This is a genomic window from Nitrospira sp. NS4 (assembly GCF_049546785.1).
Classification (GTDB): Bacteria; Nitrospirota; Nitrospiria; order Nitrospirales; family Nitrospiraceae; genus Nitrospira_D.
The window spans coordinates 263999-290090 of sequence record NZ_JBMWAN010000001.1; the positions used below are offsets into that span (position 1 = coordinate 263999).

The following is a 26092-nucleotide window of genomic DNA, read 5'->3' on the forward strand; positions in this document are numbered from 1 at the left end:
GACAGTGCTCGAATCACCTTGTTTCATCGTTGCTCGAACAAGATGATCTCCCACTCGCCGGACGGCATATCGTGCCGCAAGATGTAGAGTGCCCCGTCATTACCCCGAACCTTGAAGTAGCGGTGGTCCATGCCGGGCCAGCAATCGAGGACTGCCACAATCGCGATGCGACGATCGCCCAGGAAAAAGAGGCGAGGCACTTCTTCCCCTCCCTGCCCCTGAGCACACTCCACTCGCACGATCACTCCCGGGTCTGCTCTCATACAGATCACGCATGGCCCCGCACAGGACAGGGCCCGCCCCTCACCTTATCTCTTCAACGCCTCCCCTGCCTCGCCGCAGGCCAGGCAGGTCGTCGCCGTAGGCACGGCCTGCAGTCGGGCGACCGGAATGTCCTTGCCGCAGCCCTCGCAGCGCCCATACGAACCGGCCTCGATTCTCGTGAGGGCCAGGTCGATGGCTTCGATTTCCCTCTTGGCCCGTTCATCCAATCGATCGAGCAACCGTACCATCGTTTCCGTTTGCCCCCGCTCTTCCGCTTCACGCTCCACATCCGTCTCGAGCCACAGCAGATCCTCTTCCGTCTGCGCGGCCTGACGAAACAGCTCCCGCCGTTGCGCCAGAAGCTTGCTCCGAAAGTCCTGTAAAGCCAGCATGATGTCCTTTCCCTTCTGTTGATGAGCCCTGTGCGACTTCGCACCTTGATTGTGAGAGGTTTGCGGCGCCCTCGCGGCTGACAGGTGGCAGGGCCCCCCTTGCCGCCCGCTCACAGAAGCCAGAGCATTCACGATGCCACGATGGCGAAGAGATCAGTGAAAGCCAATACGAATGGAATCACAACGGGTTAAGATCTCACCCGAATGGTCACAGATCAGGGAAGAGGACGGATGCTGGGGTATATTAGGCCATGGGGAGCCTGGTCATTGTCGCCATTTGCCTCAGAAACAGGAGGTTTGTTGTGGTCATGGGGCACTCCTTTACGTCAACGCATCGTCACCCCCATCAAACGGTGTGTGCCCGTGCGCATCCGCCATGAGCGACTGGCGTTCATAGGGAAGACCCCTGTCGGCTTCACGGCGACATCCTCGCGCTGGAGTGCAGAGTATCGGATCATCGCATCAGAGGAAACCTTCAGGCATCCCCAACAGACTCCGCCTACATGCTCCTGGCGCGTTCGTGACAGTGTGGGCACAGTATTTCCACTGGAGGCGCAACATTGACGACAAACGCCAGGGACTGGCATCGATGGCATCGCACCGGTCTGGTCCTGACCAGCAATTGCGCACGAAGGTGTCCGGGCAGCAAGGCGGCCTCTTTCCGCAAATCCGTACAGCTTCGATGACAATCCTCACAGACCATCCCGACAGCGGGCGAATCAAACACCAGGACCGGCGCGAGCTTCCGGCAGTGAAAACAACGCACCGGCCGCGAATGATCGGGAGAATGACGACCCTCACCAGCCAGCCTCATACAGATACCTCCGGGCTCATCCGCCCGATCTAATGTGACCCCCTCTGGCTCTTCTGATCGTTGTCGGAGGTTGTCCCCCGGACAGCGGCACCGTTCTCATGAGCCGCCGACAGATAAAACCCGAAGCATTCACAATGCCACGATGGCGAAGAGATCCATAAAAGTCAATCTGGATGGAATCACAACGGGTTAAGATCTAACCCGGATGGTCAGCCCGCAGGAGGAGAACGGCCGCCGGGGTATATTAGGCCATGAAGAGCCCGGCCATTGTCGCCAATTGCCTCAGCAACAGGACTTCGGGTTCGCGTCACGATCAACAGGTATGGCGCGCGAGCCGCTGGAGGATTCACACCCCCGCCCTTCCGGACGGGGGTGTCACTGAAGACTGAGTCAGTTATCGGGAAAAACCGGTAAACGTGAGGCCGTTCCATGCGCGGCAATAGCAGGGATATCCCGTCGGCCCGCCGGATAACGGACAGGTTCCGCCCTCAGTAACGCATACGCGTGCGCCGGCAGTAGCCGAGGTCGTGCTTGTGTGTTTGTTCTCCCGCCCGCCCAACGCACGGTTTAGTTCCTTCGTGAGACCATTCGCGAGTTCTGTCGCCAACCCTCTCCCGAGGCTTTCCCAGAAATTCTCTTCAACGTCAGCACAAGCCTTGTCTACTTGTTCCCTGTCATACCCTTGCTTCCCCAGCTCAATGCGCTCCTGCGCGGTACACCCCCCCCATGCCGCTGAAGGCACAAACACAAACGGCGGGACCAGAAGACTGCACACCAGGCTGAGTCCTATGAACGTCTTGCTGTCCATAACAACCTCCCGGGCAAAATGTGGCCAGCAATCTGTGGATAGTCGGTCGTCCTTCCCAGTGAGCGCCAGCCCTCTGAATCCACATGCAAGAGACTGCTGCCAGAGAGAGCCGCTCGAACCTTGGATGAAGAGGACGCTGCGGCGCCAGTGCATCCTGTGTGACCGGAACGGCGAACCATGGCCCATCCTGCCGGCCGCGATCCCCTCGCATGGCTAACCATGCCAAATCAGTTTCACCACAACATAGAGAAAGATCGCCATGAGCGTGTTGCTGACTAAGAGAATGATACCGACTTCCATGGTGATCTCCTTCCGTTGTGATCCGCCTATCGCCTTCCGGCACTGGCATCTGCCGTAAGCAAGCGCAAGCTCCAGGCCAGAGAATCGTCGCGTGGCTGTGACGGCGGTAGGTTCGCACAACGCCGCAGTAGTAGAGAGGATCGTGAATGAGTTGCCGACCCTCAGGATTGCTCCAGCGCCCGGACCAATCCCTATCAGCGGATCAAAACTAATGCTTGTTGAATCAAATAGGATCCAAACCGCGGGCGGCATTGGTTGATAGTGGCTGTTGTGGGCTTTGAATCGAGACGGCCCTCGGCGGGCAGGCATTGGAAGAACCGAACGGTGACATGGGCGAGTCGTTGTCCGACGATGCGCGGTCCAGAGTTAGATTGAAGGGGGCAGACACCTTTGCTCCGGAGATAGCAGAAATAAACCTGCGGACCCAGGCTCCGAGGGAGGAGGCAAGTGATTGTTAGAGAAAACAAAGTCCCGGTTATCAAAGGCACCAGGGACGTGCCACAAAAAAGACTCCCGGTACATTTTCTGCCTTTCAATCCTCGCCCGCCCCAAAGGACGGGCGCTACAGAAGGTCACGACCTTGTCGGATTCCTTGATGATGTCGTACAGATCCTTCATCGTTGAGAGCGGGCACAGTTCCGAGCCTTCTGAATGCCGGAGCTTGAGGCATGTCCCACATGCGAGGATTTTCCCGCCGTTATCCACGAATGTCTGCATCTGCTCTGTGACTTTAAATTGATCCGTATCCAGCTTTTCACACTCAACGCCTTTCGCCAGCAGAAAGGCCTTCACTTGGTCTCCCTGTTTAAGCGCGAAGCCCCCTAGGCGAAATCCGTTCCAGACCGTTTCCGAGTCCGCTGAGTAGATGATGACCCCAAGTTTCATGCTTCACTTCCTCTGAAGGATAATCGGCCTATTAAAAACCTGCGTCGCGCAGACTGAATGGGCCAGACCGCTTTGTTTGCCTTTGCACAACAATAACTCCCGGTACGTTTTCTGGTTTTTGGAATGATCCTTCTGCTCAGTACAGATCACCCAGCGACCGATGTTCCAGGAGCCGTTTGAGCGCCCCGGCAATGACCGGAGCGATCGAAACAACCTGCAAGCGGGCCCAATCTTTAGGGGCCCCGGCGACGGTATCGGTGATCAAAACCTTCTTCACTGCTTCGTGCTCAAGCTTCAGGCGAGTTCCGGGAAGAAGCAGCCCGTGTGTGGCCGCAATCGTCAGTTCCGGACGAGCCCCTGCCCGGAGCAGCGCCTCAATGCCGGACGCGAGGGTGCCCCCGGTCGAGATCATGTCATCCACGATGAGGCAGGGCTTGTCGGCGACATCGCCGACCAGATGAGTGACCTGGGTTCCCGTGCCGCTCTCCCGTCGCTTGTGAAGGACCGCGACCGTTCCCTTCAAGCGATGCGCATAGTCCGTCGCCATTCGAAGGGCACCCGCATCCGGCGCCACTACAACAACCCCCGGAGGCAGTTTCTCATGCAGGATGTTGCACAGCGTGGGAACCGCCGTCAGGCTGTCCACCGGAATGTGGAAGAATCCCTCGATCTGCGGCGCATGGAGATCCATGGTGACGACATGGTCAATCCCGACAGCCTCGAGGACATCGACCACCATCCTCCCCGAGATGGGCTCGCGCCGTCCATGCCGCTTGTCCGACCGTGCATACCCGAGATACGGCACCACCGCCGTGATGCGCGCAGCCGCCGCCCGCCGACAGGCATCCGCCAAGGCCAGCAACTCGACGAGATGGTCGTTCACGGGAGGCGAGAGCGGCTGGACGAGAAAGACTTCTTTTCGTCGTACCGACTCCAACAGCTGAACAGAAGTCTCTCCGTCCGGGAATCGCTCGATCGCGCAGGCTCCAGGAAACATTCCCAGATCTGCCGCGATTGCGGCCGCCAAATCAGGGTTCGCTGTGCCCGAAAAGATGACGTATTCTTTTGCCACGTGCACCGCCTCTTCCTGTGGAGCCCCCTACCCAATTCCCTGCACCACTGAACCGATCGTATCCTTCGCTACCCTTTGACGCACACCAGCGGCTCCAGCCTGGCCACCTTCCGCGCCAGCTTCGCGTCGTCCGCCGCATCGACCACTTCGCTGACATCCTTGTAGGCCCCGGGCGCTTCTTCGGCGACGCCCCGAAATGACGGGCTGCGGATCAGGATGCCGCGCGCGGCCAGGTCCTTCACCACGTCACGGCCATGCCACTGCCGGAGCGCCTGATGGCGGCTCATGCTGCGGCCCGCCCCGTGACAGGCGGACCCGAAGGCGAGCTCCATGCTCTCTTTGGTGCCCACGAGCATGTATGACGCCGTGCCCATCGTACCGCCGATCAGCACCGGCTGCCCCACGGCCCGGAGGTACGGAGGAATATCAGGATGGCCGGGACCGAAAGCCCGCGTGGCCCCCTTGCGATGGACGAAGAGACGCGTGGGCGTCCCGTCGATCATATGCTCTTCGACTTTGCAGGTGTTATGCGAGACGTCGTACAGGAGCGAGAGCGTCGCCTGCGGCAACAGGTCGGCGAAGACCTGCCGGACGAGGTGCGTCACCATCTGACGGTTGGCAAGGGCACAGTTGATCCCCGCTCGCATCGCGCCGAGATACTCCTGCCCCACCTCCGAATTGATCGGGGCGGACGCCAATTCGCGGTCCGGCAATTCGATGTGGTAGCGCGCCGCGCTCACGGCCATGCGCTTGAGAAACTCCGTCCCGATCTGGTGCCCGAGCCCGCGCGAGCCGCAATGAATGCTCACGACGAGGTCGCCTTCGCGGATTCCGAACACCGACGCCACCCCCGCATCAAACACGGTCACGACCTGTTGCACTTCGAGGTAGTGGTTCCCCGAACCGAGCGTCCCCATTTCATCCTGCTGGCGCTTCTTGGCGTAATCCGACACGCACTCCGGTTTGGCGCCGGCCATGCAGCCGTGCTCTTCGATGAACTCCAGATCCTCGTGTGCCCCGTACCCTTTCCCCACCGCCCAGCGAGCCCCTCCGGCGAGCATGGCATCCATCTCATGCTTATCCAGGTGTACCAGCCCCGTACTCCCCACACCGGCGGGAATCCGACGGAACAAGGTCTCGGCCAGCAGTTCTTTCACCGGCTGCAGATCCTCGACCGTGAGTCCGGTGCGAAGCGCCCGGACTCCACAGGAAATGTCAAAACCCACCCCGCCGGCAGACACCACCCCGCCGAGATCGGGATCGAAGGCGGCGACTCCGCCGATGGGAAACCCGTAGCCCCAATGGGCATCGGGCATGGCATAGGAGGCGCGGACGATCCCCGGCAGCGTGGCGACGTTCGTCACCTGCTCATAGACTTTCTCATCCATACCGCGAATCAAGTCTTCGGTGGCATAGATCACCCCCGGCACCAGCATCTTGCCGCGGGGAGAAATGTGCCATTCATCCTGCCCTCGTCGTTTCAAGAGATTCAGATCCATCATCGCCTCATGTTTTTATCCGATCTAACCCACAGTATTCCTGAACACTGCTGCCGCGGCCATGCATCTTCAGGCGCAAGGCACGGGGCGAGAGGCAAGAGGCAAGGGGGAAAGACCTTCCGACCTCTGGCCTCGTACCCCTAGCCCCTAGCCTTGTTTGCGTGAATGCTTTCTACACATCCACTACACATTGGGCAATCCACCGGCCTCGCTCATCCCGCTTTACCGACAACCCGGTGTAGGTCGCGCCTTTCACTTCGACCGCCGGTTGATGTTTCGCCACCTCGATCGGCTCCCCCCACGCCGTCCCCTCTAACCTATGGTCGTTGATGCGCACGGCGAAGCGGCGGAACAGCATCTTGCGCGTGGCCATTTCATAGACAAGCGCATTCAGCCAATCGACCAGCAGCAATTCATCGTCAGGCGCCTCACAGGCGATCGACACCGATCGCGTCGGGGTCACGGACTCCGGATCGGTGATCACGGCGGTCATGGCCAGCCCCGCCCCTTCAAATGCCGCTTCCTTCGTCTGGCCGATCCCTCGCACTCCGATATCGGACTGGTGCGGAAAATGTTCCCAGATTGGTTCCATGGTTTCGGAAGGACGAGCCTCCCGACTGTGTCCGTCATGGGCACTGCCGGTTACCTGACCTCGACGGTCCCCGTCTTTCCCTCTCCCTCCATCATGGTTCCGAATGCCTTGCACTTGGCCTGCATGGTTCGCTTGAGGAACTGCCACTCCTGCTCATTGGCCACGCGCACCCCGAGATCTTCGATCCGGACCGGATACAGTCGGATTCGCCCGATGCGGGCCTTTTCAACTTCCAACACAAACAGAAACGAGAGATCGTTGCGCTCGTCCCGATCGACCGCATAGTCGTCCACGAAATCGCCGGTGGAGTAGAGAATGGCCTTCCCTTTGTAGAGTTCAATCCCCTGTGGAGTATGGTTGGAATGACCCCAGTAGAGATCGGCCCCCATATCAATGAGTTCGCGGGCCAGGGTTTGGATGGCTCGCGACGGCGCGCCCCAGTTGGGGCCCACATGAGCGCTGACGATCACCAGGTCCGCTTGCCTCCTGGCCGAGGAGAGCACCTGGCCCATACGCGACCGGTAGGGCTCCAGCAACCCACGGCCCTGATAGGCCACGTAGTTGACGCCGGGCTTCGTGCCGCTTGCTTCCCAGTCCGGCTCATTGTCCGTGAGGGCCACCGCCGCGACACGTCCCTGCGGCAATTCCAGCAGGGCCGGAGTGAGCGCTTCCTGCAAAGTCCCGCCGGCGCCGGTTCGCTTGATCCCCGCCCGGTCGAGCAATGTCAGACAGTCGAGGAGCGCGTCGGCGCCGAAGTCCAAGACGTGATTGTTCGCCAGGGTTACCCCGTCGATCCCGGCCGCCTGGAGAAATTCCAGCGCACGGGGATGGGCACGAAAGTGAAAGGCCTTGGTCGCGGGATGCCACTCTTCTCCCCGGCTGCTGATGACACATTCCAGGTTGATCAGCCGGCAATCCGCGGCCAGCATGACCGGCAGCACATCACCCCACAGGGCTTCCGGGCGCACGGACCGGTTCTGGATGACATACTGATCCACCATCCGTCCCAGCATCACATCCCCCGTCAGCGCAATCTTCACCGCTCATTCCTTCCCTGCCGGATGCTCAGAATAATGGTTCGCTGCACGATCCTGTCTCCAGGCTAAGGCGTTGATGCGAATCTTCACCGCTTCGGGATCACGCACGCCCCGCAGCGACAGCACCCGGTCGCTGCTTCGAACGTGGACCAGCACCGTGCCGATTCCAAAGAAATCCGCAATCCGCCCTTGCTGTATGGTGACGCTTCCCACGTCGCTCAGCGGGACAGATTGCATCTCGCGCCTGGTATAGCCATTCCGCACCGTAATCTGATCCCTCGTCAGGTCGTAGCGGACCCAATGTCTCAGGATCGCCGCACAGGCGAGCAGGGTCCCGGCCCCCAGGATCCACATTTCCCAGCCGGCGAGGCCGAATCTGAAAAACAGCGCGCCGCGTAACAGGGACATGGCGCTCAACAGATAGAGCCAGCTAAACTGCGCCCAGGAGGGGAACGATTCCCAGATGACAGGCTGACTGTGCTGCATTTTCTCGATCACGTGAACCGCCGTCCTCGTCCTACCGTTATGGAACGGTGGAGGCTCCGGCTGAGACCTGCCTCCCGTGCGTTACAGCCAGTCCCGCTGCGCCTTCTCCGCCCGTTCTCCCCACATTGCCCCGAGCGGGATCCCGGGCAGCACGTAGGCGCCCGGCTCAAGTTCCGGGAGGGCGCGAGCGGCGGCGAGCATGACCTGCCCCGTGAGCAGGGTGTCATCACAGCGCGCTTCCAGCAGCAGATGCTGGTGTCCCAATCGTCCCGGAGGGCCCCGTCGATCAAGGACCACTCCCCGCCCTTCTTCTTCCAGTTCCGCGAGACTTTCGACGGGAAACACCTGCGTGTCTTCCCCGAGAAAGAGGGGATCGGCACGGATGGCTTGCGCGACCCTGTCCGCGTCCGCCTGCTTCTCCAATTCCACATAGACGTACCGCTGCACTCTTCCATCGGGACCCCGTACTTCGGCGCACAGGGCATCCTTCACCCCCCTCACACTTTGAGCCATCGTGGTGTGGCGAAGGCTGAGGCCGCTGTGATGCCGTGTCTCCGTCGCTCCTCCTGGCGTCAGCAAGGCAAACCATGAACGGAACACCGACAGCGCGCCTGGATCCCAGCCCGCCCCCACGATGGCCGGAACCCGATGATGAAGGGCCGCCTTGTGGATCGCTTGCTTATGGCTATGAAGCGCCTCCCCATGGAGCGTGACACAGTCGATGATCGGAATGCCGTGCTGAAGAATCTGACCAGCAATCTCCACAACGGCGTGGGTTGGCACACAGAGGAGCGCGGCATCGACATCCTTCGCCTGACCGATGTGGGTGGTCACCGGAATGGATCGCAGCATCTCCGGAAGCTTCCCGCCTGCACTGGCCGGTCGCCGCACAATGGCGGCCAGGCTCAGATCGTGGCTCAGCACGATGAGTTCCGCGCAGACTTGTCCCACCCTGCCGAACCCTACCACGGCAAGACGCAATGGCTTCATGGATGACGTCCTCTCCCTATTGCCGGAAAAGCATCTCCGGCGCCCGCCGTGGAACCGGCGGCGTCTCGCCGCCCGGATAGCCCGCCACAACCGGGAATACCGGCGCATAGGCCTCCGGAATGCCGAGACTGCGTTTGATCCTGGCCTGGCTCAACCAGGGGCGCGCAAACCCGATGGGGCACGTCCCCAAACCCATCGAGCAGGCGGCAAGCATCAGGTTCTGCGCAGCCAGGGAACAGTCTTCCGCACCGTTATGCGTATCCGGTCTCGAGCAGATAATGATGAGCGTTCCCGCTCGATGGAAGACGTGATAGTCGGAACTCGCGAGCATATCCCGATACTTCACCAGGGGGGAATCCGGCTTGAGCCGTCTGAGCACATAGGTCTTGATCCGCTCGGACCAGCGGGCAAGCTGTTGCTGGTCCTGAACCACCGCAAAGGCCCAGGGCTGTTCATTCATTGAGCTGGGAGCCTGGATCGCCGCGTTGATCAGGGCCTCGATGGCGGTTTTCTCAACCGGCTGATCGGTGTAGGCCCGCACGGCACGGCGGTTGTAGATCGCTTCCATCACGTCCATGGCATGACTCCCTCCCTGGGCGCTAAAAGCAGCAGTCCGAGACCGTGCGCTATGCCCCCTTACCGGCCAAGCCAGACATCGGCTCCTCACCACCTACACAATGAGCAATCGCGGTGCCGCACTCTACTCGCCAGCAGGTTCCGCCCACCGGAATCTCCATTTCGAGAACAATTTTCACGGGATCGGGTGACGTGAAGCCTCTGCACGCAACGAAACACGATTCCCCGTCGCGCGCCCCCTGTGAGACATTGCGCCCTTTCGCTACAGCGCTGAGAGAAGCTATGTAGCGGATTTCCTCAACCATTGGCCGTCCTTCTGATTCGCCGGCTGCAACCCTCTGTGCAATCAAGGCTCTCGACAATCGACGATCCGCCCTCTCACGGCATAGCAATTGCTGCAATTCATAGCGTTTTCTGCATTCCAGAAATACAGACACCGTCCACGGACGGCCCGCTCTACCAGCGCCCTCCGGCGCCTCACAAAGGAGGAATCCCATGTCTGTCGCCAAGATCATCGAGATCAGCGCCGAATCGCCCAAGAGCTTCGAAGATGCCATTCAGAACGGCATCGCCCGGGCAGCCAAGACCGTGCACGGCATGAAATCGGCATGGGTTAAAGAACAGCATGTGCTGGTTGAGAACAACAAGGTTACCTTGTATCGCGTGGACATGAAGGTCACGTTCGTGCTGGATTAAGCGGGCGGGGCTAGGCTGTCGCAGGAAGCTCACTGAAGTAAAACGCCGTCATGGCGAGAGTGGCCGCCACGTTCAATGATTCCACGCCCCGCGACAGGGGGATGGTGAATCTGACTTGCGCGGCGGCTATGGACTCGTCAGCCAGGCCTTGGCTTTCGTTGCCCACGGCTATCACCATACGTGCGGGAACGGTCTTGATGGCTCTGATCGGGACCGCATCCGGAGAAGGCACCACCGCAGCATAGACCGAGCAGCCGGTTTTCGAAAAAGATGAGAGCGCCGCGCTTTGAAACACTGGAAGAGCGAGAATCGCCCCTGCGGTAGCCCGTACGACCTTGGGGTGGAAGCAATCGACGGAATCCTGGCTCAGCCACACCCCGGTCAGATTGAGCGCCGCCGCTGTCCGAATGATGGTCCCTACATTGGCCGGATCTTGTAATCGCTCTCCGTACACGCCTAACACCCGTGCCTGCGCGCACAGGTCCGCTTCGCTCCATCCCGGCTGGCGAACCACGGCAACGATGCCCTGCGGCATGTCGACGTCGGAAAGTTTCTCAAAATCGCGGTCAGAGCAGGTGAACTGGTTCGCAGTGAGCACAGCACGGGCTGCGCGACTGGCCGTATCTTCACTCTGAAGGTATTGTGGGGCGACGATGAGGCTGAGAATCTGGTCTGGATAGGACTGGATGATATCGCGGCAGGCATGGGCGCCTTCGATGACGAAGGCGCCCTCGGACTGTCGTGTTTTCTTCTCGTGGAGCAGGTGCCTGATCAAGGCCCCCTGGGCTCGGGTGAGAGGACGGAGGGCACCGGACACGCTCACACTCCTCCTACCGTCCGAAACCGCTATCGTGAGACAAGGCCGTCAGAACACTACCGTCGCTTCCGCTCGGAGGCAGCCTCCGCAGCCCGAATCCGCTGCGCCCGCGCCTTGGCACGCTTCAACGCCGTCAGCTTGCCGCGCGTCCGGTCCTGTTCGGTTTGCAGTTTCTCCAACTGAGACTTCAGATGCGCCTTTTCCTGCTTATGCAGGTCCGCACATTCGGCTTTGGACAAGTGCGTCCAATCGCCGGTGCCTTGTGCACGCTTGATCCGGGCATCCAAAGACTCGCGCAGTTGCCGCGCCCGCATCGTCACCAGCGACTTCAACGCCTGCTGACGCCTGGTCACTTCCTCTTCTTCCGCCATGATGCCGCGAATATCTGTTCCCAACATAATCCCGCCTCCTTCTGAAACGACCACACTGGAGAACGCATTGTACCCGATTTCCCCCCTCACCTTCCACCAAGCCAGGCAAACCATAAGATGTTGATTTACTTTGACTAACATGCGCCGTCACGCCGTGGAGCCGGTTGCGCCCCCCGTCCGTTTTCTGTATCATCCCCGCATGGCAATCGGTGCCCTGATACAGGCGTGGCGGCTGTCCAGAAACCAATCTCTGGAAGCGCTCTCCGATGCGGCAGGGATCTCGGCCGCCCTGCTGGAGGAGATCGAGACCGATCAGGCAGATCCCTCTGCCGCGACCATTGAATCGCTCGCCTCGGCGCTCAACATTCCGCCCTCCTGGCTGTTTGATTCCCCGAAATCCTTCGAACACCTGTTCGAGCAATCCGATGACGGCGACCGACCGGATCCGTCACACACCGATCCTGTCACGGACCGGATCCTCGCGGGCTCACGCCTGGACCGTTCGCTCTATGTAATGTTGACGGCGTTGATGCAGGCAGGAGATCCGAAATTACTCAGAGCAGCGGAGATGAGTTTGCGCAGCCTCGTAAAACAGTCCCGCCAGGCGACCGTTCCGTGGCTGCAACGGCCATCGGGACACTTCGAGCCGCCCAGCGACTAACACCGTGGTCCGTCGCTCGTATCTCGTCGCTCGCGAGGGACGTTTCACAATGGACGAGAGCCGAATTTGACAGTATCCGGCTACAGCACCTGGAGGATCAGGCACTTCAGATACCGGGTCTCAGGCATACTGGCCAGGATCGGATGATCGCCGCTCTGCCCCCGCTGCTCAATCAGGCGAAGCTCGCGCTTGGCATCGCGTGCCGCCAGCCTGACGGAGCCCCAGAAATCTTCCTCCGAGATATGGTGCGAGCAGGAACTCGTCACCAGAAATCCCTCGGGCTTCGTCAGCCTGATCCCCTGGAGATTGATGTCTTTGTACCCGCTAAGGGCTTTCCGCACCGCCTGCTGGCTCCGGGCAAAGGCCGGAGGATCGAGCATGACGACATCGTAGCGCTTGCCCGCTTTTACCAGCGTCCGCAACTCATTGAAGGCATCGCACGCCCGGTAGCGGCACTGCGCCTCGACCTTGTTCCGCTTCGCATGCTCCCGAGCCAGCACCAGCGTCTCCTCGCTCACATCGAGGCCCTCCACCGACTTGGCCCCGGCCAGCGCCGCATGAATGCCGAAGGCGCCCGTGTGACAAAACACCTCCAGCACATCGGCTCCGCCGGTATAGGCGGCCGCAGCCCGTCGATTCTCCCGCTGGTCGCAAAACCAGCCGGTCTTTTGCCCGCGCTCGATATCGACCAGAAACCTCGCTCGCCCTTCGGCAATCTCCACCGTCGTCGCCCCGGCCCCCTTGATGAATCCCCGCTCCAGCGGCAGTCCTTCGAGCGTCCGGCTCTTGGCGTCGTTCCGAAGGTAAATCGTCTGAACCCCCGTTTCTTCAGCCAGCCACTCAGCAAGCAGGTCCTTGCGTCGGTCCATGCCGAACGACAGGGTCTGCATGACGAGCACCTGGTCGTACCGATCGACGATCAACCCCGGAAGGCGATCCCCCTCGCCATGGATCAACCGGTACGCGGTGGCATCTTTCACGATCCGCTTCCGCAGGCGCAGGGCCTGACGGATGCGCTCCCGCCAAAACTGCTCGTTAATAGGAACATCCCCGAAGGTCAGGAAGCGAACCCTGATCTTGGATTCCGGGTTATAGAGGCCGCGCCCGCACAACCGGCCGGCCGGCGTCACGACATCGACCAGGTCGCCTGCGACCGGCTGTCCGTCAATGTTTCCGAGATGACCGGCATAGACCCAGAGGTGGCCGGGCCCGTCTGAGCCTCGCGGCTGGGTCAGTGTGACTCGCGCTGTCGGCATATCACTGTGTGTGGTCATCCTACTCTTATCCGATTGCGCAGCCCCAAAGGTCAAGCACAATCCCAGCCTCCCGACAGGCGGTCCTCCGTGCAAGACAAGGCTTGACGGTGTTAGGCCAGTGTGGTTTGCTGGCAATACTGTTGTGATCCTGACCGATTCGCCCGGAGCATCTCGATGAACCGAACCCCGACAATCGGATCGACCGTACTCGACCGGCTTCACCAACTCGGCGTCCGCCACATCTTCGGCATCCCGGGCGACTATGTGCTCTCACTGTATCAACTCATCGAAGCCTCTCCGATCACGCACATCGGCACCACGCGTGAAGACTGCGCAGGATTCGCGGCGGATGCCTACGCCCGGATCAACGGCATCGGCGCCGTTTGTGTCACCTATTGCGTCGGCGGGCTGAACACCGTCAATGCGATCGCCTGCGCCTATGCCGAACGATCCCCCGTGGTCCTCCTCACCGGATCGCCCGGGCTTTCGGAACGGACTCGCACTCCGTACATGCACCACATGGTCAGAGACTTCTCGACACAACGGGAAGTCTTTGAGCGTATGACGGTGGCCGCCGTCGCACTCGAGGATCCGCTGACCGCCGAGCGGGAAATGGATCGGGCCTTTGCCGCCCTGCTCCGATACCGCCGCCCGATTTATATCGAGATTCCCCGCGACATGGTCCACACGCCGCTGCCACACACCGGGAAACCGGCATCCATCGAAGATGAGCCGAGCGACCCGGCCGCGCTGGCTGAAGCCATCGGCGAGGTCAAAGCCATGCTCGCGTCAGCCCGGCGACCGGCGATGCTGGTCGGAGCGGAAGTGGCCCGGTTCGGCCTGCACGATCACCTGACACGGCTCGTCGAACGGCTGAACATTCCCATCGCCTCCACCTTGCTGGGGAAATCCGTCATTCGCGAGGATCATCCGTTGTACGTCGGCGTCTACGGAGGGCTCATCGGACGCGAAGAGGTGCAGCGCTTCATCAATGACTCCGATTGTCTGCTCATCCTCGGCTCCATTCTCTCCGACGTGGAAGATATGGATGCTCAGTCGCCGCTCATGACCGAAGGCCGCACCATCCACGCGACAGCCGATCGCGTGGCCATCAAGCACCACCGGTATGAGGCCATCCGGTTCCAGGACTTCGTCCGGGCGCTGGTGGACGCTCCGCTTCCCGCGTGTCCCTCCCGCACCCTCCCCGCTCAGGCCGCCACAGTCACAACGTCGCCCGCTCCGGACGCCCCCGTCACGCTCCAGGGGCTCTTTGGTCACCTCGACAGCGTGCTGACCGAAAACACCATGATCATCGCCGATGTGGGAGAATCGCTCTTTGCCGCTGCCGACCTGCGCGTCCACCGCCGGTTCGAATTTCTCTCTCCGGCCTATTACACCTCCATGGGATTTGCCGTTCCCGCGGCACTCGGCGCCTCGTTCGCGGAACCCGCATTGCGCCCCATCGTCCTGGTCGGTGACGGCGCCTTTCAAATGACCGGCACCGAGCTTGCCACCTGTGTCCGCTACGGGCAGTCGCCCATCGTGATCGTCTTAAACAACCGCGGCTACTCCACCGAACGGGAGATTCTCGAAGGGCCGTTCAACGACGTCCACGAGTGGCAATACGAACGTCTCTGCGACGTGATCGGCGGAGGCGTCGGCTCGCGCGTGACGACACAACGGGAATTCGAGCGCAGCCTGGCCGCAGCCCTCGCGGACTCTTCACAGGTCCATCTGCTCAACGTGCTCCTGAATCCCGCCGATCGCTCTCCCGGGATGGTCCGTCTCGCACGCCGGCTGGGCAAGAAACTATCGACGGATAAGCCGTAGGAGGGCACCCGCCCACCAGCAGCTGGCACCTCAGCGACCTTCACAACCAGCCCCCGGGGGTGGCTTGAACGGTCGGCGCGTGGAGAGGATAATTCACGTCACATCCTGTTATGAATGCACAAGTGAAACAATGGGCGGTTTCATCCGGTGTCGCCGCGCTGACGGCCGGCCTCCTTGTGGTCGATCTCCATACCCCGTTGGGAGTGGCGAACCACATTCTCTACCTCGCCCCTGTCCTGCTGTCGCTCCTGTCGCCACAGCAATGGTTTCCCTTCATCGTGTCCGGGACCGTCACAGTCTTGATCGTCGTGGCAGGACTTCTGAGCGAGAATCCGCATAATGTGCCGCTCTGGGTGCCTATTTCCAATCGCGCATTCAGCATCTGGGCCATGTGGGTGCCCGTCTGGTATTTCACCCAGCGCCGCAACCATGAGCGGCTCCTCCAGCGGCTGAACGACGAACTCGAACAACGCGTGAAGGAGCGCACGCAGCAGTTGGCCGACGTGAACGACGCGCTGGTCACCGAGGTGACGGAGCGCATGCAGACCGAACGGTCGCTCGAATCCAGCCGTCAGGAATTGAAGCGGCTGGCCTCACAACTCATTCGCATCCAGGAAGAGGAGCGCCGCCGTATTTCACGCGACCTGCACGATGACATCAATCAGCGGCTGGCTCTGGTCGCCATTGAACTGGAGCGGTTGGAGCAACACCTGCCCGCACTCCACACAGAGGCCGTCAGATCCCTGTCGAACCGCGTGGGGGAACTCTCCGAGGATGTCCGCCATTTGGCCTATCAATACCACCCGTCGATCCTGGACGATCTCGGCCTCTCCATCGCAATGCAACGGCTGGTAGAAGATGTCGCCGCCCGCAGCCAGATTGAAGCGCACATCGACTGCGACCAGCTGCCGGAGAGGCTATCTCTAGACGTGGCGACCTGCATCTATCGGGTCGCACAGGAAAGTCTGGTCAATATCATTCGGCATGCAAAGGCCTCGCGCGTCGAGGTGGAGCTGGGGCGTTCGAGCAGGGGCCTCACCTTATCCATCGCCGATAACGGGGTCGGGTTTCACGCCGACCCTCCGCACAGCGACACGGGAGGGCTGGGGTTCTTGAGCATGAAAGAGCGCGTGAGCCTGGTCGGGGGGATCTTGAGGATCGAGTCAGCCATCGGAACGGGAACGCGGGTGCAGGCCATGATCCCCCTTGCGGAGACGAACATATGATGAAACCGCGGGTGCTCCTTGCCGACGATCATACGCTGGTCTTAGACGGCTACCGGAAAATCCTGGAGGGTTGCTGCGACATCGTCGGCACCGCCGAGGACGGCCGCACCCTCCTGAAGATGGCACACCAGCTTCTGCCGGACATTGTGACGCTCGACATTTCCATGCCCCAGCTGAACGGCATCGATGCGGCCCGCAAGCTGCACAGGGAACTCCCGGAGACCAAGATTATTTTCGTCACCATGCATGCGGACCAGGCGTACCTCACCGAAGCCTTCAAAGCGGGAGCCACCGGGTACCTGCTCAAACGATCCGCGGGATCGGAACTACTTCAGGCCATTCAATCGGTCATGAACGGGCATAATTACGTCACCCCGCTTATTGCCAAAAGCCTGGTACAGTCCATGGTGACCGGGCGCAAACCGTCCCTCACAACCGGACAACCGTTAACGCCCCGCCAACGCGAAGTCCTGCAACTCGTGGCAGAGGGCAACACCGTGAAAGAAATTGCCACAGCACTGGACATTTCACCGAAGACCGTCGAGTTCCACAAGACCCAGCTCATGGAGCAACTCGATCTTCATACCACAGCCGAACTCACCCGATACGCGCTGACGCACGGATTGATCTCCTCGTAGCACGTCCCTCACCGGTCTCCGGGTCTTTCCTCCGAATGAACCGGGGTTTTCTCCCGCCCGACCCAGGGAAATGCCTAGTACCTCCCCGGTCCACCGGCTTGTACAGTGCGGGCGTGATGCAGGGGATCGATTCAGGACCATCGCGCACATTCACGGGACGGAGGCTCACCATGCCACGGACACGTATCTTGTTGGCCGATGATCACCCCCAGATCTGCGAACTCCTCCGCATCCTCCTGGAGCCTGAATTTCAGGTCGTCGGCTCCGTCGCCGACGGGGAAGCATTACTGAAAGTGGCTCATTCGCTGCAACCCGACGTGATTATTTCCGACATCGACATGCCCAAGGTCACCGGCCTGGAAGCGCTCCCACTCTTGAAACATGTGGCACCTGACACGCACGTCATTTTCCTGACAGGCCACGACGAACACACCTATCTTGAAGCGGCATTTGCGGCAGGCGCCGCAGGCTACCTCGTCAAAGGCACAACGAACGATCTGCAAGGCTCTCTGAGAACGACGATCCAGAACATTCAGAATCCTCTGGCGAGACCGGGCCTCACCTCGCTGCGGTCACAGCACAGGCCTCCGTCGGCAGGAGGACAATTTGGCCGTTAACGATTGGGGAATGCTCGTCCCGTTCAGGCATCCGCAAGACAGCGCGAGAGAGAAAGAAACGATGGCCTCCATCGTCACACACTGTGGGTTCTGCCGGCGCATCACCGCCCCATGCAGCGGAAGCGGCTCAGAAGCCGTAGGGCAGGATGCGCCAGGCATTTCCCGGGACCAGCCCCTGCCGCCGCCGCTTGCTGATGTCTTGCTGAGAGAGACCTATTGCAGTGAATGCGACACGTTTTACCGGCAGCTGGTCACTTACGGGCGCGGAGAACGGATCCACTCCGATCGGGGTTTCAATGAGCCTCCCCCGCCGCAAGCAGGGACACCATCCACGGGAGCGTGAGGATGCAGGTACAGACGTCCGCCGTCAGTGAGGGTGGTCAGATGAGATGCGCGCGCTGTCAGGGACCGACTGTGTCCGAAGTGTTTGTCGACTGGGGATCCGGCGGGGGCCATCTGTCCTTCCCCGGATGGCGGTGTCTCATGTGCGGAGATATCAGCGACTCGGTCATCCTGTCTCACCGTGCGGCCAGGCCTCAGCCGCTTTCCCGTCACACGCGGCACGGCACCGGACCGGTCATGCACCGGGACCACCGTTGAAATTGGACCAACTGCCAGGGAGGACATCGAGTCACACCATGACACGGGGAACATTCGATCGAAAGACCACGCACGCACAAGAGAACCCCGAAACGGTGGAGCCGACGGCCAAGCCCCGCCGCATTCTGGTCATCGATCACGATGATCAGACAAGACTGGAGGCCTGCCATCGACTGACTCAGTGGGGATTCGATGCGGTCGGCGAAACCAACGCCCTGTCAGGTTTGGCGCTTCTCGCCCAAGCCACACCCGACCGCCCCTTCGCCGGCATGCTGCTGGAGCTGGACATGCCCGTGCTTGGCGGGATGGCGGTGCTCCAGGAAATGAAAGACCGTCACCCCGTCGTTCCGGTCCTTGTCATGGCGGAAGCGCGCCATATCGAGAAGCTCCGCGGCGCGGTCATAATGTGGGCGCGGGAGTATATCGTCAAACCGTTCAATACGGAATTATTGAAGATGAAATGCGACTATGTGTTCGCCGACTCTGCGTCAGAGGACCTGAGGCGGACTATTGTGTGTATCCAGCGCGGTCAGATCGATCAGTGAACGGGAACCGACGGCACCTCCCGTTGCATGATACCCCCGTGTGCGGGATCTGCCGGAATGCCCGGTTCACTGGTTGATCTGACCCTGGGGAGAGCACGCCAGGAGCCTCGTAATCCATTGCCTGATAAGGAAGGGATGCCGCAGCGTGAAATGCCGTCGATGTCACGGGCTGAGCGTGGCGACACGGTTTGGGGACGACCAATGGTGGGCTTTTGACGGTTGGCTCTGTCTCAACTGCGGGGACGTGATCGATCCGGTGATTCTGAACAATCGGGAATGCGATTCAGATAGGGGCCCGATGTCAATGAACGCGAAAGGGATGCGCGGAGCAAGGGGCACGGTTTCGGCCAAACTCATCCGGCTCACTCAATAAGGTTTTCCCTACTCAAGTCACTCACACCATGCCATTCCATGTGCGCTGCCTCACACAACGTGAAAACCGGCCCGATGTGTCCACACGTCTCCTCTTGAACGGTGCAGACCGGCATCGAGCGCTGATGACCGCCGCCGCATCGCACCATCATGAAGCCGGCGCGTTGCAGGTTCGCGCCAAACGGCACCGCACAGAGGCTGACAACATACGCAGCCGCTCGTGGCGCCCCATGAGCCACACCCAACGAATGATAACGACCTGTTCCACCCATTTATAGTGAGGCGGCATTCCAGCCGATAACGGCCCATTGAAAGGTGGCGCAGGAGCCGGCCAACGTACTAGTATAGAACATACCAACCAACAGAGACGGTCATCGCAGCGGGATGGTCTGTCATCGGAGTGATGTATATGCGTACTCGTGTCTCTCTTTCTCTCGTCTGCCTCAGCGCCGCACTGTGGGGGGCAGCCTTCCTCTCGTCGCCCGGCCTGGCGCAGGAACCGCCCCCGAACATCTATACGCTCGACTCGATTCTTGACCTGGCGTTGGCGAGGAATCCGGCGGTGTCGTCCGCAGAAGGGCTCATTGACCGGCAGCGCGGCCAGCAGACCGCCGCCGGCGCCTATCCCAACCCCAGCGTCACCGGTTACCTGGGCTATGGTGAGATCCGGGACGCCGGTCGAGCCCATGTCGCAGATACGATCGAACGGCAGAGCATCACAGAATACAACGTGACCCTCGGACAGCCGCTGGAATGGCCGGCGATGCGGGCCGCCCGTCAGCAAGTAGCGGACGCGGGACTGGCAACGGCCAACGCCGGTATGTCGGAGACCCGACTGAATCTGACGACACAGGTCAAAGTGGCGTTTTATGACCTGCTCCTGGCCCAGCAGGACGCCGCCCTCGCCCGGCAGAATCTGGAGATCGTCGAAAGCGTGGCCCGGATCGTCAAGGCCCGGGTCAAGTCCGGCGAGGGGCCTCAATTCGAATCGATCAAGGCCGAAGTCGAAGTCCTGAAGGCCAGGCAGCAACTCTCGCGGGCGGACAACGCGGTCCGCGTGAATCGTGTCGTGGTCAATACGCTGACCGGCGGCGCGCTGGAATCCGCCTACCTCGTCCGGGGCGAATTCGCGGGCAATATGACAGACCTGCAGATCGAAGGATTGATGGCCCGCATGGCGACCCAGCATCCGACCATTCAACGCCTCCTGAAATCGGTGGAGCAGTCGGACTGGAAGGTCGAATTCGAGCGGCAATCGCGGATTCCCAGCGTGACCGTGAACGGCAGCTATTGGCGGGAGATCGGACGGGAAGCGGTGCAAGGAGGCCTGTCGGTTCCCCTGCCGCTGTGGTACCGGAAGCAGGGAGAGATCGCCGCATCGCTGGGCGAGAAACGCCGCGAAGAGGCGGAACTGTTGCGCACCCGCAACGAGCTGGCCAGAGCCATCCATCAGCATTATCAAGATGCCAGGACCACGGCTGACCTGATCGCGGTCTTCGACAAAGGCCTCTTGAAGCAAGCCCAGGAAGCTCTGCGGCTCGCCCAGTTCAGTTTCCAACAGGGAGCGTCGAGCCTCCTGGACGTCTTCGACGCACAGCGGGTCCAGCGCCAGATTCAGATGGACTACGCCCAGGCACGATACGAATTATCAGTCTCGCTGGCTCGTCTCGAGCGCGCCGTTGGTGGCTCACTATGACGGCGCAGAGAGTCTGTCGCCCGCGACGGAGCAAGACGGAGAAAGCCCCCTCATGAACGCAATATCTTCTAACCATCCCCTTTTGGTTCTAAGCCTGCTCCCCGGCTTGCTCCTGACTGTGTCAGGGTGTGACCGCGCCCCCGGCAATGCCGTCGTGGCCCAGTCGCCGGCTGCCGAGGCTACCCCCGGAGTCGTCCTCCTTCCGGCCGAGGAATCCTCGCGCGTCGGACTCGTCGTCCAGCCGGTCACGCGTAGCGACTTCCGCACCTACCGAGACTTTCCCGCCATCCTGCAGCCGAACGAGCGGGCCATGGCGGACATCACGACCCTGGTCCGCGGCCGGGTGGTGGACGTCTACGCGGATCTGGGCCAACAGGTCGAAGCCAACGCGCTCCTGGCCATCCTGTACAGCAGCGAACTGGGCCTGGCGCAATCCGCCTATCTGAAGTCGCGAGCCAAACTCCATGTCGCCGAGCAGGCCTATGCCCGGGCCAAGTTTCTGCTGCAGGAGCAAGTCATCGGCGAGGCGGAGGCCCAGCGCCGCCACGCGGAACTCCTCAGCATGCAGGCGGAAGCCCATGAGGCGCGCGACCATCTGAAACTCCTCGGCATGAGCGACGATGAATTTCGCCGCCTCGACAAGAGCCGGGACATTCGCTCCCATGTACCGATCGTGGCGCCCTTCGCCGGCCGCATCATCGGACGCAACCTGACCAGGGGGGAGGTCGTCGAGACCACCGAGAAACTCTTCGTGGTCGCGGACCTGTCTGAAGTCTGGGTGCGGGCCAACATTCCGGAAAAGGACATTCCGTTCGTCCACTCCATCCACGCGTCCGGGGGCACGCAAGCGGAGGTGCGTATCAATGCCTATCCGCGCGAGATCTTCAAGGGCACGATCACCTATGTCGGCGATGTGCTGGACCCCGCCACCCGCACGATGCAGCTCCGGCTCGAGCTGCCCAATCCTGAGGGACGATTGAAGCCGGAAATGTTCGCCACCATCCGCCTCTACTCCGAATCGCAGCCGGACCGGTTGGCCGTGCCGGAATCCGCGCTGCAACGGGACCAGGATCGAACCTTCGTCTTCGTCCAACGGAACGCCAACGAGTATGAAGTCCGCGATGTTCAGACGGGCGAATCCAACGGCACCATCACCACCATCCTCGGCGGCCTCAGCGAAGGCGATCAGGTCGTGACGCACGGCGCCTTCGTCCTGAAATCCGAACTCTTCAAGAAGCAAGTCTAATGGCGGCCAGTCTCCTCGACACAAATTTTTCAGGCATGAAGGGTGACTCGATCGTGACGCACGGCCTGTTCGCTCTCACATCCGAACTCTTGAAGAAGCAAATCTGATGGGTGCCAGTCCCTTCAACCCATATTCCTCAGGCAGGAAAGGGCACTCGCTCGTGACGCATCGCGTATTCGTTCTCACATCCGAACTCTTGGAGAAACAGATCTGATGGTCGCCCGGCTTCTTGATATCTCGCTCCGCCAGCGGATGCTCATCGTGCTCTTCGCGATCATAATCGGAGTCGGGGGCCTGTACGCCTTCAGGACCATTCCCATCGATGCCTTTCCCGATGTCACCAGCGTGCTGGTGCAAGTCGTGACGAAGGCACCCGGCCTATCCCCCGCGGAAGTCGAACGGCTGGTGACCTATCCGATCGAACTGCAGCTGACCGGCGTTCCCGCTCTGACGGAAATGCGCTCGCTGACCAAGGTCGGCCTCTCGCTCGTCACCATCGTGTTCGACGACTCGATGGATATCAATCTTGCGCGCCAGCTCGTGCTCGAACGTCTGATCGAGGTGAAGGAGCTGCTGCCTCCCGGCGCGGAACCGATGCTGGTGCCGAACAGCACCGGGCTGGGTGAAGTCTATCAGTACTACCTCGAAGCCCGCCCGGGCCCCGTCACGGACGAGGCGGTGCAGCACCAGAGCCTGATCGATCAGCGCACGATTCAGGACTGGATCATCCGGCCGCTGCTGAAAAGCACGCCGGAAGTGATCGACGTGAATTCGATGGGCGGCTACGTCAAACAGTATCAAGTGCTGGTCGAGCCGGCCATGTTGCGGAAATACAATCTGACTCTCCGCGAGGTGTTCAACGCCGTCGCCAGCAACAACGCCAATGCCGGCGGCAACATCCTGGAAAAACATGACGAAAAATATATCGTGCGGGGCGTCGGCCTGATCCGGACGCTCGAAGACATCGAACGCATCGTCATCAAGGAAGCCGGCGGCACGCCGGTCTTTGTCAGCGATGTCGCGCAGGTGCTGATCGACCATGCGGTCCGGCACGGCGCGACCGTGTTGAACGGAGACCGGGAGGTGGTCAGCGGCATCGTGCTGATGCTGCGAGGCGGCAATGCGCGCGACGTGGTCGAAGGCATCAAGGCGCGCATCGAGGACATTCATCGCCTGCATCTGCTGCCGGACGGACTGCGCATCGTGCCGTTCTATGACCGGATCGAATTGATCACCGCCGCCTTGAACACCGTGTATAAATCGCTGGCCGAAGGGGTCGTGCTGGTCATCGTGGTGCTCGTCCTCTTCCTGGGCAACATCCGTAGCGCGCTGATCGTGGTCGCCACCCTGGTGCTGGCCCCGCTGGCCACCTTCATCGTCATGGGCCAGGTCGGGCTCACGGCCAATCTCATGTCACTGGGCGGGCTCGCCATCGCCATCGGCATGATCGTGGACGGGTCCGTCGTCGTGGTCGAAAACGTCTATCGGCATCTCTCGGAACACTCGGCTGCCGCCGTCCCGCGACTCGAATTGATTACCAGATCTGTGAAGGAGGTGGGACAGCCGGTCGTGTTCGGCATCCTGATCATCATCCTGGTATTTTTGCCTCTCCTCTCGCTGCACGGGATGGAGGGCAAGATGTTCAAACCGCTCGCCTACACCATCATGATCGCCCTGCTGACTTCCCTTGTGTTGTCGCTCACCCTGTCGCCGGTCCTCTGCTCGCTCATGTTGAAGCGCGGCAGCGAGGAAGATCCCTGGATCGTCCGCATAGCCAAACGCCTGTATGCCCCGTCGCTCCGGTGGGCCTTGGGACATACCGCGGTGGTCCTGGTGATAGCGTGTGGTGCGCTGCTCGGCAGCCTGGCGCTGTTTCCGTTCCTCGGCAGCGAGTTTATCCCGATCCTGAATGAAGGGTCCGTCGCCCCGCAGACCATCCGGCTGCCGAGCGTGTCGCTGCCCGCCTCCATCGAGATCGAAAAGCGCATGCAGCAGGCCATGATGGAATTTCCTGAAGTGGAGATGGTGGTCTCGAAGATCGGGCGCACCGAGCTGGGAAACGACCCGCAGGAACCGAACGAGAGCGACCCCGTGGTCCGCCTTCGCCCGCTGGAAGAGTGGACGACCGCACGCACGATGCCCGAGTTGATGCAAAAGTTCCGCGAGCGGCTGGCACGGATCCCCGGCGCCACGTTCCTGATCAGCCAGCCCATCCAGCAGCGGGTCGATGAGTTGATTTCCGGCGTCCGGACGGAAGCGACCGTCAAGCTGTTCGGCGACGATCTGGATGTCTTGCGCAGCAAAGCCGAGGAGATCGCCGGGCAGCTCAGCACCGTGCGCGGGGTGCGGGACATCAAGGTGGAACAGCTCTTCGGGCAGCCCTATCTCACGATCGACATCGACCGGAGCAAAATTGCCCGGCACGGGATCAATGTCTCCGAGGTGCGGGACATTATCGGCACTGCGATCGGCGGTGAAACCGCAACCCGTGTGTACGAAGGCCAGCAACGGTTCGAACTGGTTGTGCGCTTTCCGGAACAGCACCGAGACAGCGTCGAGACCATCAGTAACATTCTGGTCACCGGCGGAGACGGCGCACTCATTCCTCTGGCCGACCTCGGAACCGTGCGGCTGGAGGAAGGACCCGGCCGGATCAGCCGGGAACGGCTCCAGCGCTACGTGTCGATCGGCTTCAATACGCTGGGACGCGACATCGGCAGTTTGGTGGCGGAAGCCCAACAGAAGATCGCCACCCAGGTGCCGCTCCCTGCCGGATACACCGTCGCCTGGGGAGGCTCCTTCGAGAACATGGAGCGGGCAATGTCCAAGCTCCGCCTCATCGTCCCCATCACCATCGGATTGATCTTCCTGTTGCTGTACTCCACCTTCGACTCGCTGCGCCAGGCGGCCCTCATTATCCTGAACCTTCCCTTCGCGCTGATCGGCGGGGTGGTGGCGCTCTGGCTGACGGGCGAATATCTCAGCGTGCCGGCCTCGGTCGGCTTCATCAACCTATTCGGAGTTGCCGTGCTGAACGGCATCGTGCTGGTGTCCTGCATGAATGCGCTCCGCGAAGAAGGCACCGCCTTGGACGAGGCCGTGGTGTCCGGAGCGTTGCTGCGCTTGAGACCCGTCCTCATGACCGCCCTGGTGGCGTTGCTGGGCTTGGTCCCCCTCGCCTTCGCGCACGGCATCGGGTCGGAGGTTCAGCGCCCGCTGGCGATCGTGGTCATCGGAGGGCTGGTGAGTTCCACCACATTAACGCTGATCGTGCTGCCGGTCTTGTATCGCTGGCTGGAATCCCGTTACAGCCAGGAGCTCGAACCATCTAAACCCGCAGCTGACCCTCACGAAAACACATAGCAGGCTGCGGACACACTCGATTCTCTTTCAAAGCACAGCGAACGCTTTCTATAGACAACCGTATATAAATCGCTCACAGGATGCTCAAAATGGCCGTCCAGCAAGGCCGCAGCAAGCGAAGAGGCGAGGCGTACGCTCTGGTACGTTGAGTCTCTGAGTGACGCGAGAACGCCGCTGGCGGACGTTTTCAGCATCCTGCTAGGCATTTCACGACCCAAACCTCGTGAACCGCCCAGCACAACAAGCCCCTTGCACGCGGAGACAATCCTGAATACAGCTAAACGCAATCCATCCAGGCCGTGATCGTCGCCAGTGAAGGGTTTGACCATCACCCTCCTACGGTCGAGACGGGCACAGCACTTGTTCACGCCAAGATCGCGCCCTGCCGAGTCGGCGATATCGTTGAGAAATATCGATCTGAGTCCGTTATGCAGCCTCTCATT

The 26092-nt window shown here is 61.0% G+C and carries 24 protein-coding genes; 10 read left to right on the plus strand and 14 right to left on the minus strand.

Features of this window, described 5'->3' with window-relative positions:
- Positions 1 to 23 precede the first annotated feature (23 nt).
- The 10 genes from ACO9S2_RS01210 to ACO9S2_RS01255 form a co-directional block, all read right to left on the minus strand.
- Complete coding sequence (locus ACO9S2_RS01210; protein WP_423719934.1) at positions 24 to 263, minus strand: hypothetical protein; 240 nt, start codon at positions 261 to 263, stop codon at positions 24 to 26.
- 45 nt (positions 264 to 308) lie between these two features.
- Entirely contained in the window at positions 309 to 656 is a 348-nt protein-coding gene (locus ACO9S2_RS01215; RefSeq protein WP_423719935.1) for a TraR/DksA family transcriptional regulator, read from the minus strand.
- 2288 nt (positions 657 to 2944) lie between these two features.
- The gene (locus ACO9S2_RS01220) at positions 2945 to 3463 is read right to left on the minus strand and encodes a DsrE family protein (protein WP_423719936.1); all 519 of its coding nucleotides are present in this window, start codon (positions 3461 to 3463) and stop codon (positions 2945 to 2947) included.
- 136 nt (positions 3464 to 3599) lie between these two features.
- The gene (locus ACO9S2_RS01225) at positions 3600 to 4535 is read right to left on the minus strand and encodes a ribose-phosphate diphosphokinase (RefSeq protein ID WP_423719937.1); all 936 of its coding nucleotides are present in this window, start codon (positions 4533 to 4535) and stop codon (positions 3600 to 3602) included.
- Positions 4536 to 4603: 68 nt separating this feature from the next.
- Positions 4604 to 6034, minus strand: a complete 1431-nt coding sequence (locus ACO9S2_RS01230) for an RtcB family protein (RefSeq protein ID WP_423720690.1) — start codon at positions 6032 to 6034, stop codon at positions 4604 to 4606.
- 172 nt (positions 6035 to 6206) lie between these two features.
- Complete coding sequence (locus ACO9S2_RS01235) at positions 6207 to 6626, minus strand: archease (protein ID WP_423719938.1); 420 nt, start codon at positions 6624 to 6626, stop codon at positions 6207 to 6209.
- 50 nt (positions 6627 to 6676) lie between these two features.
- Positions 6677 to 7666 carry a CapA family protein gene (locus tag ACO9S2_RS01240; RefSeq protein ID WP_423719939.1) on the minus strand — a complete coding sequence of 330 codons (990 nt, stop codon included), beginning with the start codon at positions 7664 to 7666 and terminating at the stop codon, positions 6677 to 6679.
- Between the two features lie 3 nt (positions 7667 to 7669).
- Positions 7670 to 8161, minus strand: a complete 492-nt coding sequence (locus ACO9S2_RS01245; RefSeq protein WP_423719940.1) for a PH domain-containing protein — start codon at positions 8159 to 8161, stop codon at positions 7670 to 7672.
- 69 nt (positions 8162 to 8230) lie between these two features.
- Positions 8231 to 9139, minus strand: a complete 909-nt coding sequence (locus tag ACO9S2_RS01250; protein WP_423719941.1) for a diaminopimelate dehydrogenase — start codon at positions 9137 to 9139, stop codon at positions 8231 to 8233.
- Between the two features lie 16 nt (positions 9140 to 9155).
- A complete protein-coding gene (locus ACO9S2_RS01255) occupies positions 9156 to 9716 on the minus strand; it encodes a nitroreductase family protein (protein ID WP_423719942.1) in 561 nt (186 codons plus the stop codon).
- A 494-nt stretch (positions 9717 to 10210) separates the two neighbouring features.
- Between ACO9S2_RS01255 and ACO9S2_RS01260 the strand changes: the two genes are divergently transcribed.
- Positions 10211 to 10411, plus strand: a complete 201-nt coding sequence (locus tag ACO9S2_RS01260) for a dodecin family protein (RefSeq protein WP_423719943.1) — start codon at positions 10211 to 10213, stop codon at positions 10409 to 10411.
- Between the two features lie 10 nt (positions 10412 to 10421).
- On the opposite strand, the gene ACO9S2_RS01265 is transcribed toward ACO9S2_RS01260, so the two are convergent.
- Together ACO9S2_RS01265 and ACO9S2_RS01270 are read right to left on the minus strand one after the other, a co-directional pair.
- Complete coding sequence (locus tag ACO9S2_RS01265) at positions 10422 to 11228, minus strand: TrmH family RNA methyltransferase (RefSeq protein ID WP_423719944.1); 807 nt, start codon at positions 11226 to 11228, stop codon at positions 10422 to 10424.
- 56 nt (positions 11229 to 11284) lie between these two features.
- Positions 11285 to 11626, minus strand: a complete 342-nt coding sequence (locus ACO9S2_RS01270; RefSeq protein WP_423719945.1) for a hypothetical protein — start codon at positions 11624 to 11626, stop codon at positions 11285 to 11287.
- Between the two features lie 172 nt (positions 11627 to 11798).
- On the opposite strand from ACO9S2_RS01270, the gene ACO9S2_RS01275 reads away from it, so the two are divergent.
- The gene (locus ACO9S2_RS01275) at positions 11799 to 12260 is read left to right on the plus strand and encodes a helix-turn-helix domain-containing protein (RefSeq protein WP_423719946.1); all 462 of its coding nucleotides are present in this window, start codon (positions 11799 to 11801) and stop codon (positions 12258 to 12260) included.
- Positions 12261 to 12340: 80 nt separating this feature from the next.
- Here the strand turns inward: ACO9S2_RS01275 and ACO9S2_RS01280 are convergent, their stop codons facing one another.
- Entirely contained in the window at positions 12341 to 13534 is a 1194-nt protein-coding gene (locus ACO9S2_RS01280; protein WP_423719947.1) for a class I SAM-dependent rRNA methyltransferase, read from the minus strand.
- Positions 13535 to 13690: 156 nt separating this feature from the next.
- Here ACO9S2_RS01280 and ACO9S2_RS01285 point away from each other — a divergent pair, with 156 nt between their 5' ends.
- The 8 genes from ACO9S2_RS01285 to ACO9S2_RS01320 all read left to right on the plus strand — a co-directional run bounded on the left by ACO9S2_RS01285 (position 13691) and on the right by ACO9S2_RS01320 (position 25649).
- On the plus strand, positions 13691 to 15346 hold the full coding sequence (locus ACO9S2_RS01285; protein ID WP_423719948.1) for an alpha-keto acid decarboxylase family protein: 1656 nt from the start codon (positions 13691 to 13693) through the stop codon (positions 15344 to 15346).
- 110 nt (positions 15347 to 15456) lie between these two features.
- A complete protein-coding gene (locus ACO9S2_RS01290; protein ID WP_423719950.1) occupies positions 15457 to 16572 on the plus strand; it encodes an ATP-binding protein in 1116 nt (371 codons plus the stop codon).
- Positions 16569 to 17210 (plus strand): response regulator, encoded by a 642-nt coding sequence (locus tag ACO9S2_RS01295; RefSeq protein WP_423719951.1) that lies wholly within the window; start codon positions 16569 to 16571, stop codon positions 17208 to 17210. Before ACO9S2_RS01290 ends, ACO9S2_RS01295 begins: the two co-directional genes overlap by 4 nt.
- A 170-nt stretch (positions 17211 to 17380) precedes the next feature.
- The gene (locus ACO9S2_RS01300; protein WP_423719952.1) at positions 17381 to 17827 is read left to right on the plus strand and encodes a response regulator transcription factor; all 447 of its coding nucleotides are present in this window, start codon (positions 17381 to 17383) and stop codon (positions 17825 to 17827) included.
- A gap of 638 nt (positions 17828 to 18465) precedes the next feature.
- Complete coding sequence (locus ACO9S2_RS01305; protein ID WP_423719954.1) at positions 18466 to 18972, plus strand: response regulator; 507 nt, start codon at positions 18466 to 18468, stop codon at positions 18970 to 18972.
- Positions 18973 to 19753: 781 nt separating this feature from the next.
- Positions 19754 to 21040 (plus strand): TolC family protein, encoded by a 1287-nt coding sequence (locus tag ACO9S2_RS01310; RefSeq protein WP_423719955.1) that lies wholly within the window; start codon positions 19754 to 19756, stop codon positions 21038 to 21040.
- Positions 21041 to 21092: 52 nt separating this feature from the next.
- Entirely contained in the window at positions 21093 to 22286 is a 1194-nt protein-coding gene (locus ACO9S2_RS01315) for an efflux RND transporter periplasmic adaptor subunit (protein ID WP_423719956.1), read from the plus strand.
- Positions 22287 to 22499: 213 nt separating this feature from the next.
- The gene (locus ACO9S2_RS01320) at positions 22500 to 25649 is read left to right on the plus strand and encodes an efflux RND transporter permease subunit (RefSeq protein ID WP_423719958.1); all 3150 of its coding nucleotides are present in this window, start codon (positions 22500 to 22502) and stop codon (positions 25647 to 25649) included.
- Here the strand turns inward: ACO9S2_RS01320 and ACO9S2_RS01325 are convergent.
- Positions 25634 to 25978, minus strand: coding sequence for a hypothetical protein (locus ACO9S2_RS01325; protein WP_423719959.1), 345 nt, complete (start codon positions 25976 to 25978; stop codon positions 25634 to 25636). The two genes, ACO9S2_RS01320 and ACO9S2_RS01325, sit on opposite strands and share 16 nt — an antisense overlap.
- Between the last annotated feature and the right edge of the window lie 114 nt (positions 25979 to 26092).

Bases quoted from the DNA above. Each gene is read 5' to 3' on its own strand.
- ACO9S2_RS01210 (WP_423719934.1), bottom strand. From the start codon at position 263: ATGAGAGCAGACCCGGGAGTGATCGTGCGAGTGGAGTGTGCTCAGGGG.
- ACO9S2_RS01215 (WP_423719935.1), bottom strand. From the start codon at position 656: ATGCTGGCTTTACAGGACTTTCGGAGCAAGCTTCTGGCGCAACGGCGG.
- ACO9S2_RS01220 (WP_423719936.1), bottom strand. From the start codon at position 3,463: ATGAAACTTGGGGTCATCATCTACTCAGCGGACTCGGAAACGGTCTGG.
- ACO9S2_RS01230 (WP_423720690.1), bottom strand. From the start codon at position 6,034: ATGGATCTGAATCTCTTGAAACGACGAGGGCAGGATGAATGGCACATT.
- ACO9S2_RS01235 (WP_423719938.1), bottom strand. From the start codon at position 6,626: ATGGAACCAATCTGGGAACATTTTCCGCACCAGTCCGATATCGGAGTG.
- ACO9S2_RS01250 (WP_423719941.1), bottom strand. From the start codon at position 9,139: ATGAAGCCATTGCGTCTTGCCGTGGTAGGGTTCGGCAGGGTGGGACAA.
- ACO9S2_RS01255 (WP_423719942.1), bottom strand. From the start codon at position 9,716: ATGGACGTGATGGAAGCGATCTACAACCGCCGTGCCGTGCGGGCCTAC.
- ACO9S2_RS01260 (WP_423719943.1), top strand. From the start codon at position 10,211: ATGTCTGTCGCCAAGATCATCGAGATCAGCGCCGAATCGCCCAAGAGC.
- ACO9S2_RS01270 (WP_423719945.1), bottom strand. From the start codon at position 11,626: ATGTTGGGAACAGATATTCGCGGCATCATGGCGGAAGAAGAGGAAGTG.
- ACO9S2_RS01275 (WP_423719946.1), top strand. From the start codon at position 11,799: ATGGCAATCGGTGCCCTGATACAGGCGTGGCGGCTGTCCAGAAACCAA.
- ACO9S2_RS01280 (WP_423719947.1), bottom strand. From the start codon at position 13,534: ATGACCACACACAGTGATATGCCGACAGCGCGAGTCACACTGACCCAG.
- ACO9S2_RS01285 (WP_423719948.1), top strand. From the start codon at position 13,691: ATGAACCGAACCCCGACAATCGGATCGACCGTACTCGACCGGCTTCAC.
- ACO9S2_RS01290 (WP_423719950.1), top strand. From the start codon at position 15,457: ATGAATGCACAAGTGAAACAATGGGCGGTTTCATCCGGTGTCGCCGCG.
- ACO9S2_RS01295 (WP_423719951.1), top strand. From the start codon at position 16,569: ATGATGAAACCGCGGGTGCTCCTTGCCGACGATCATACGCTGGTCTTA.
- ACO9S2_RS01300 (WP_423719952.1), top strand. From the start codon at position 17,381: ATGCCACGGACACGTATCTTGTTGGCCGATGATCACCCCCAGATCTGC.
- ACO9S2_RS01305 (WP_423719954.1), top strand. From the start codon at position 18,466: ATGACACGGGGAACATTCGATCGAAAGACCACGCACGCACAAGAGAAC.
- ACO9S2_RS01310 (WP_423719955.1), top strand. From the start codon at position 19,754: ATGCGTACTCGTGTCTCTCTTTCTCTCGTCTGCCTCAGCGCCGCACTG.
- ACO9S2_RS01315 (WP_423719956.1), top strand. From the start codon at position 21,093: ATGAACGCAATATCTTCTAACCATCCCCTTTTGGTTCTAAGCCTGCTC.
- ACO9S2_RS01320 (WP_423719958.1), top strand. From the start codon at position 22,500: ATGGTCGCCCGGCTTCTTGATATCTCGCTCCGCCAGCGGATGCTCATC.
- ACO9S2_RS01325 (WP_423719959.1), bottom strand. From the start codon at position 25,978: ATGGTCAAACCCTTCACTGGCGACGATCACGGCCTGGATGGATTGCGT.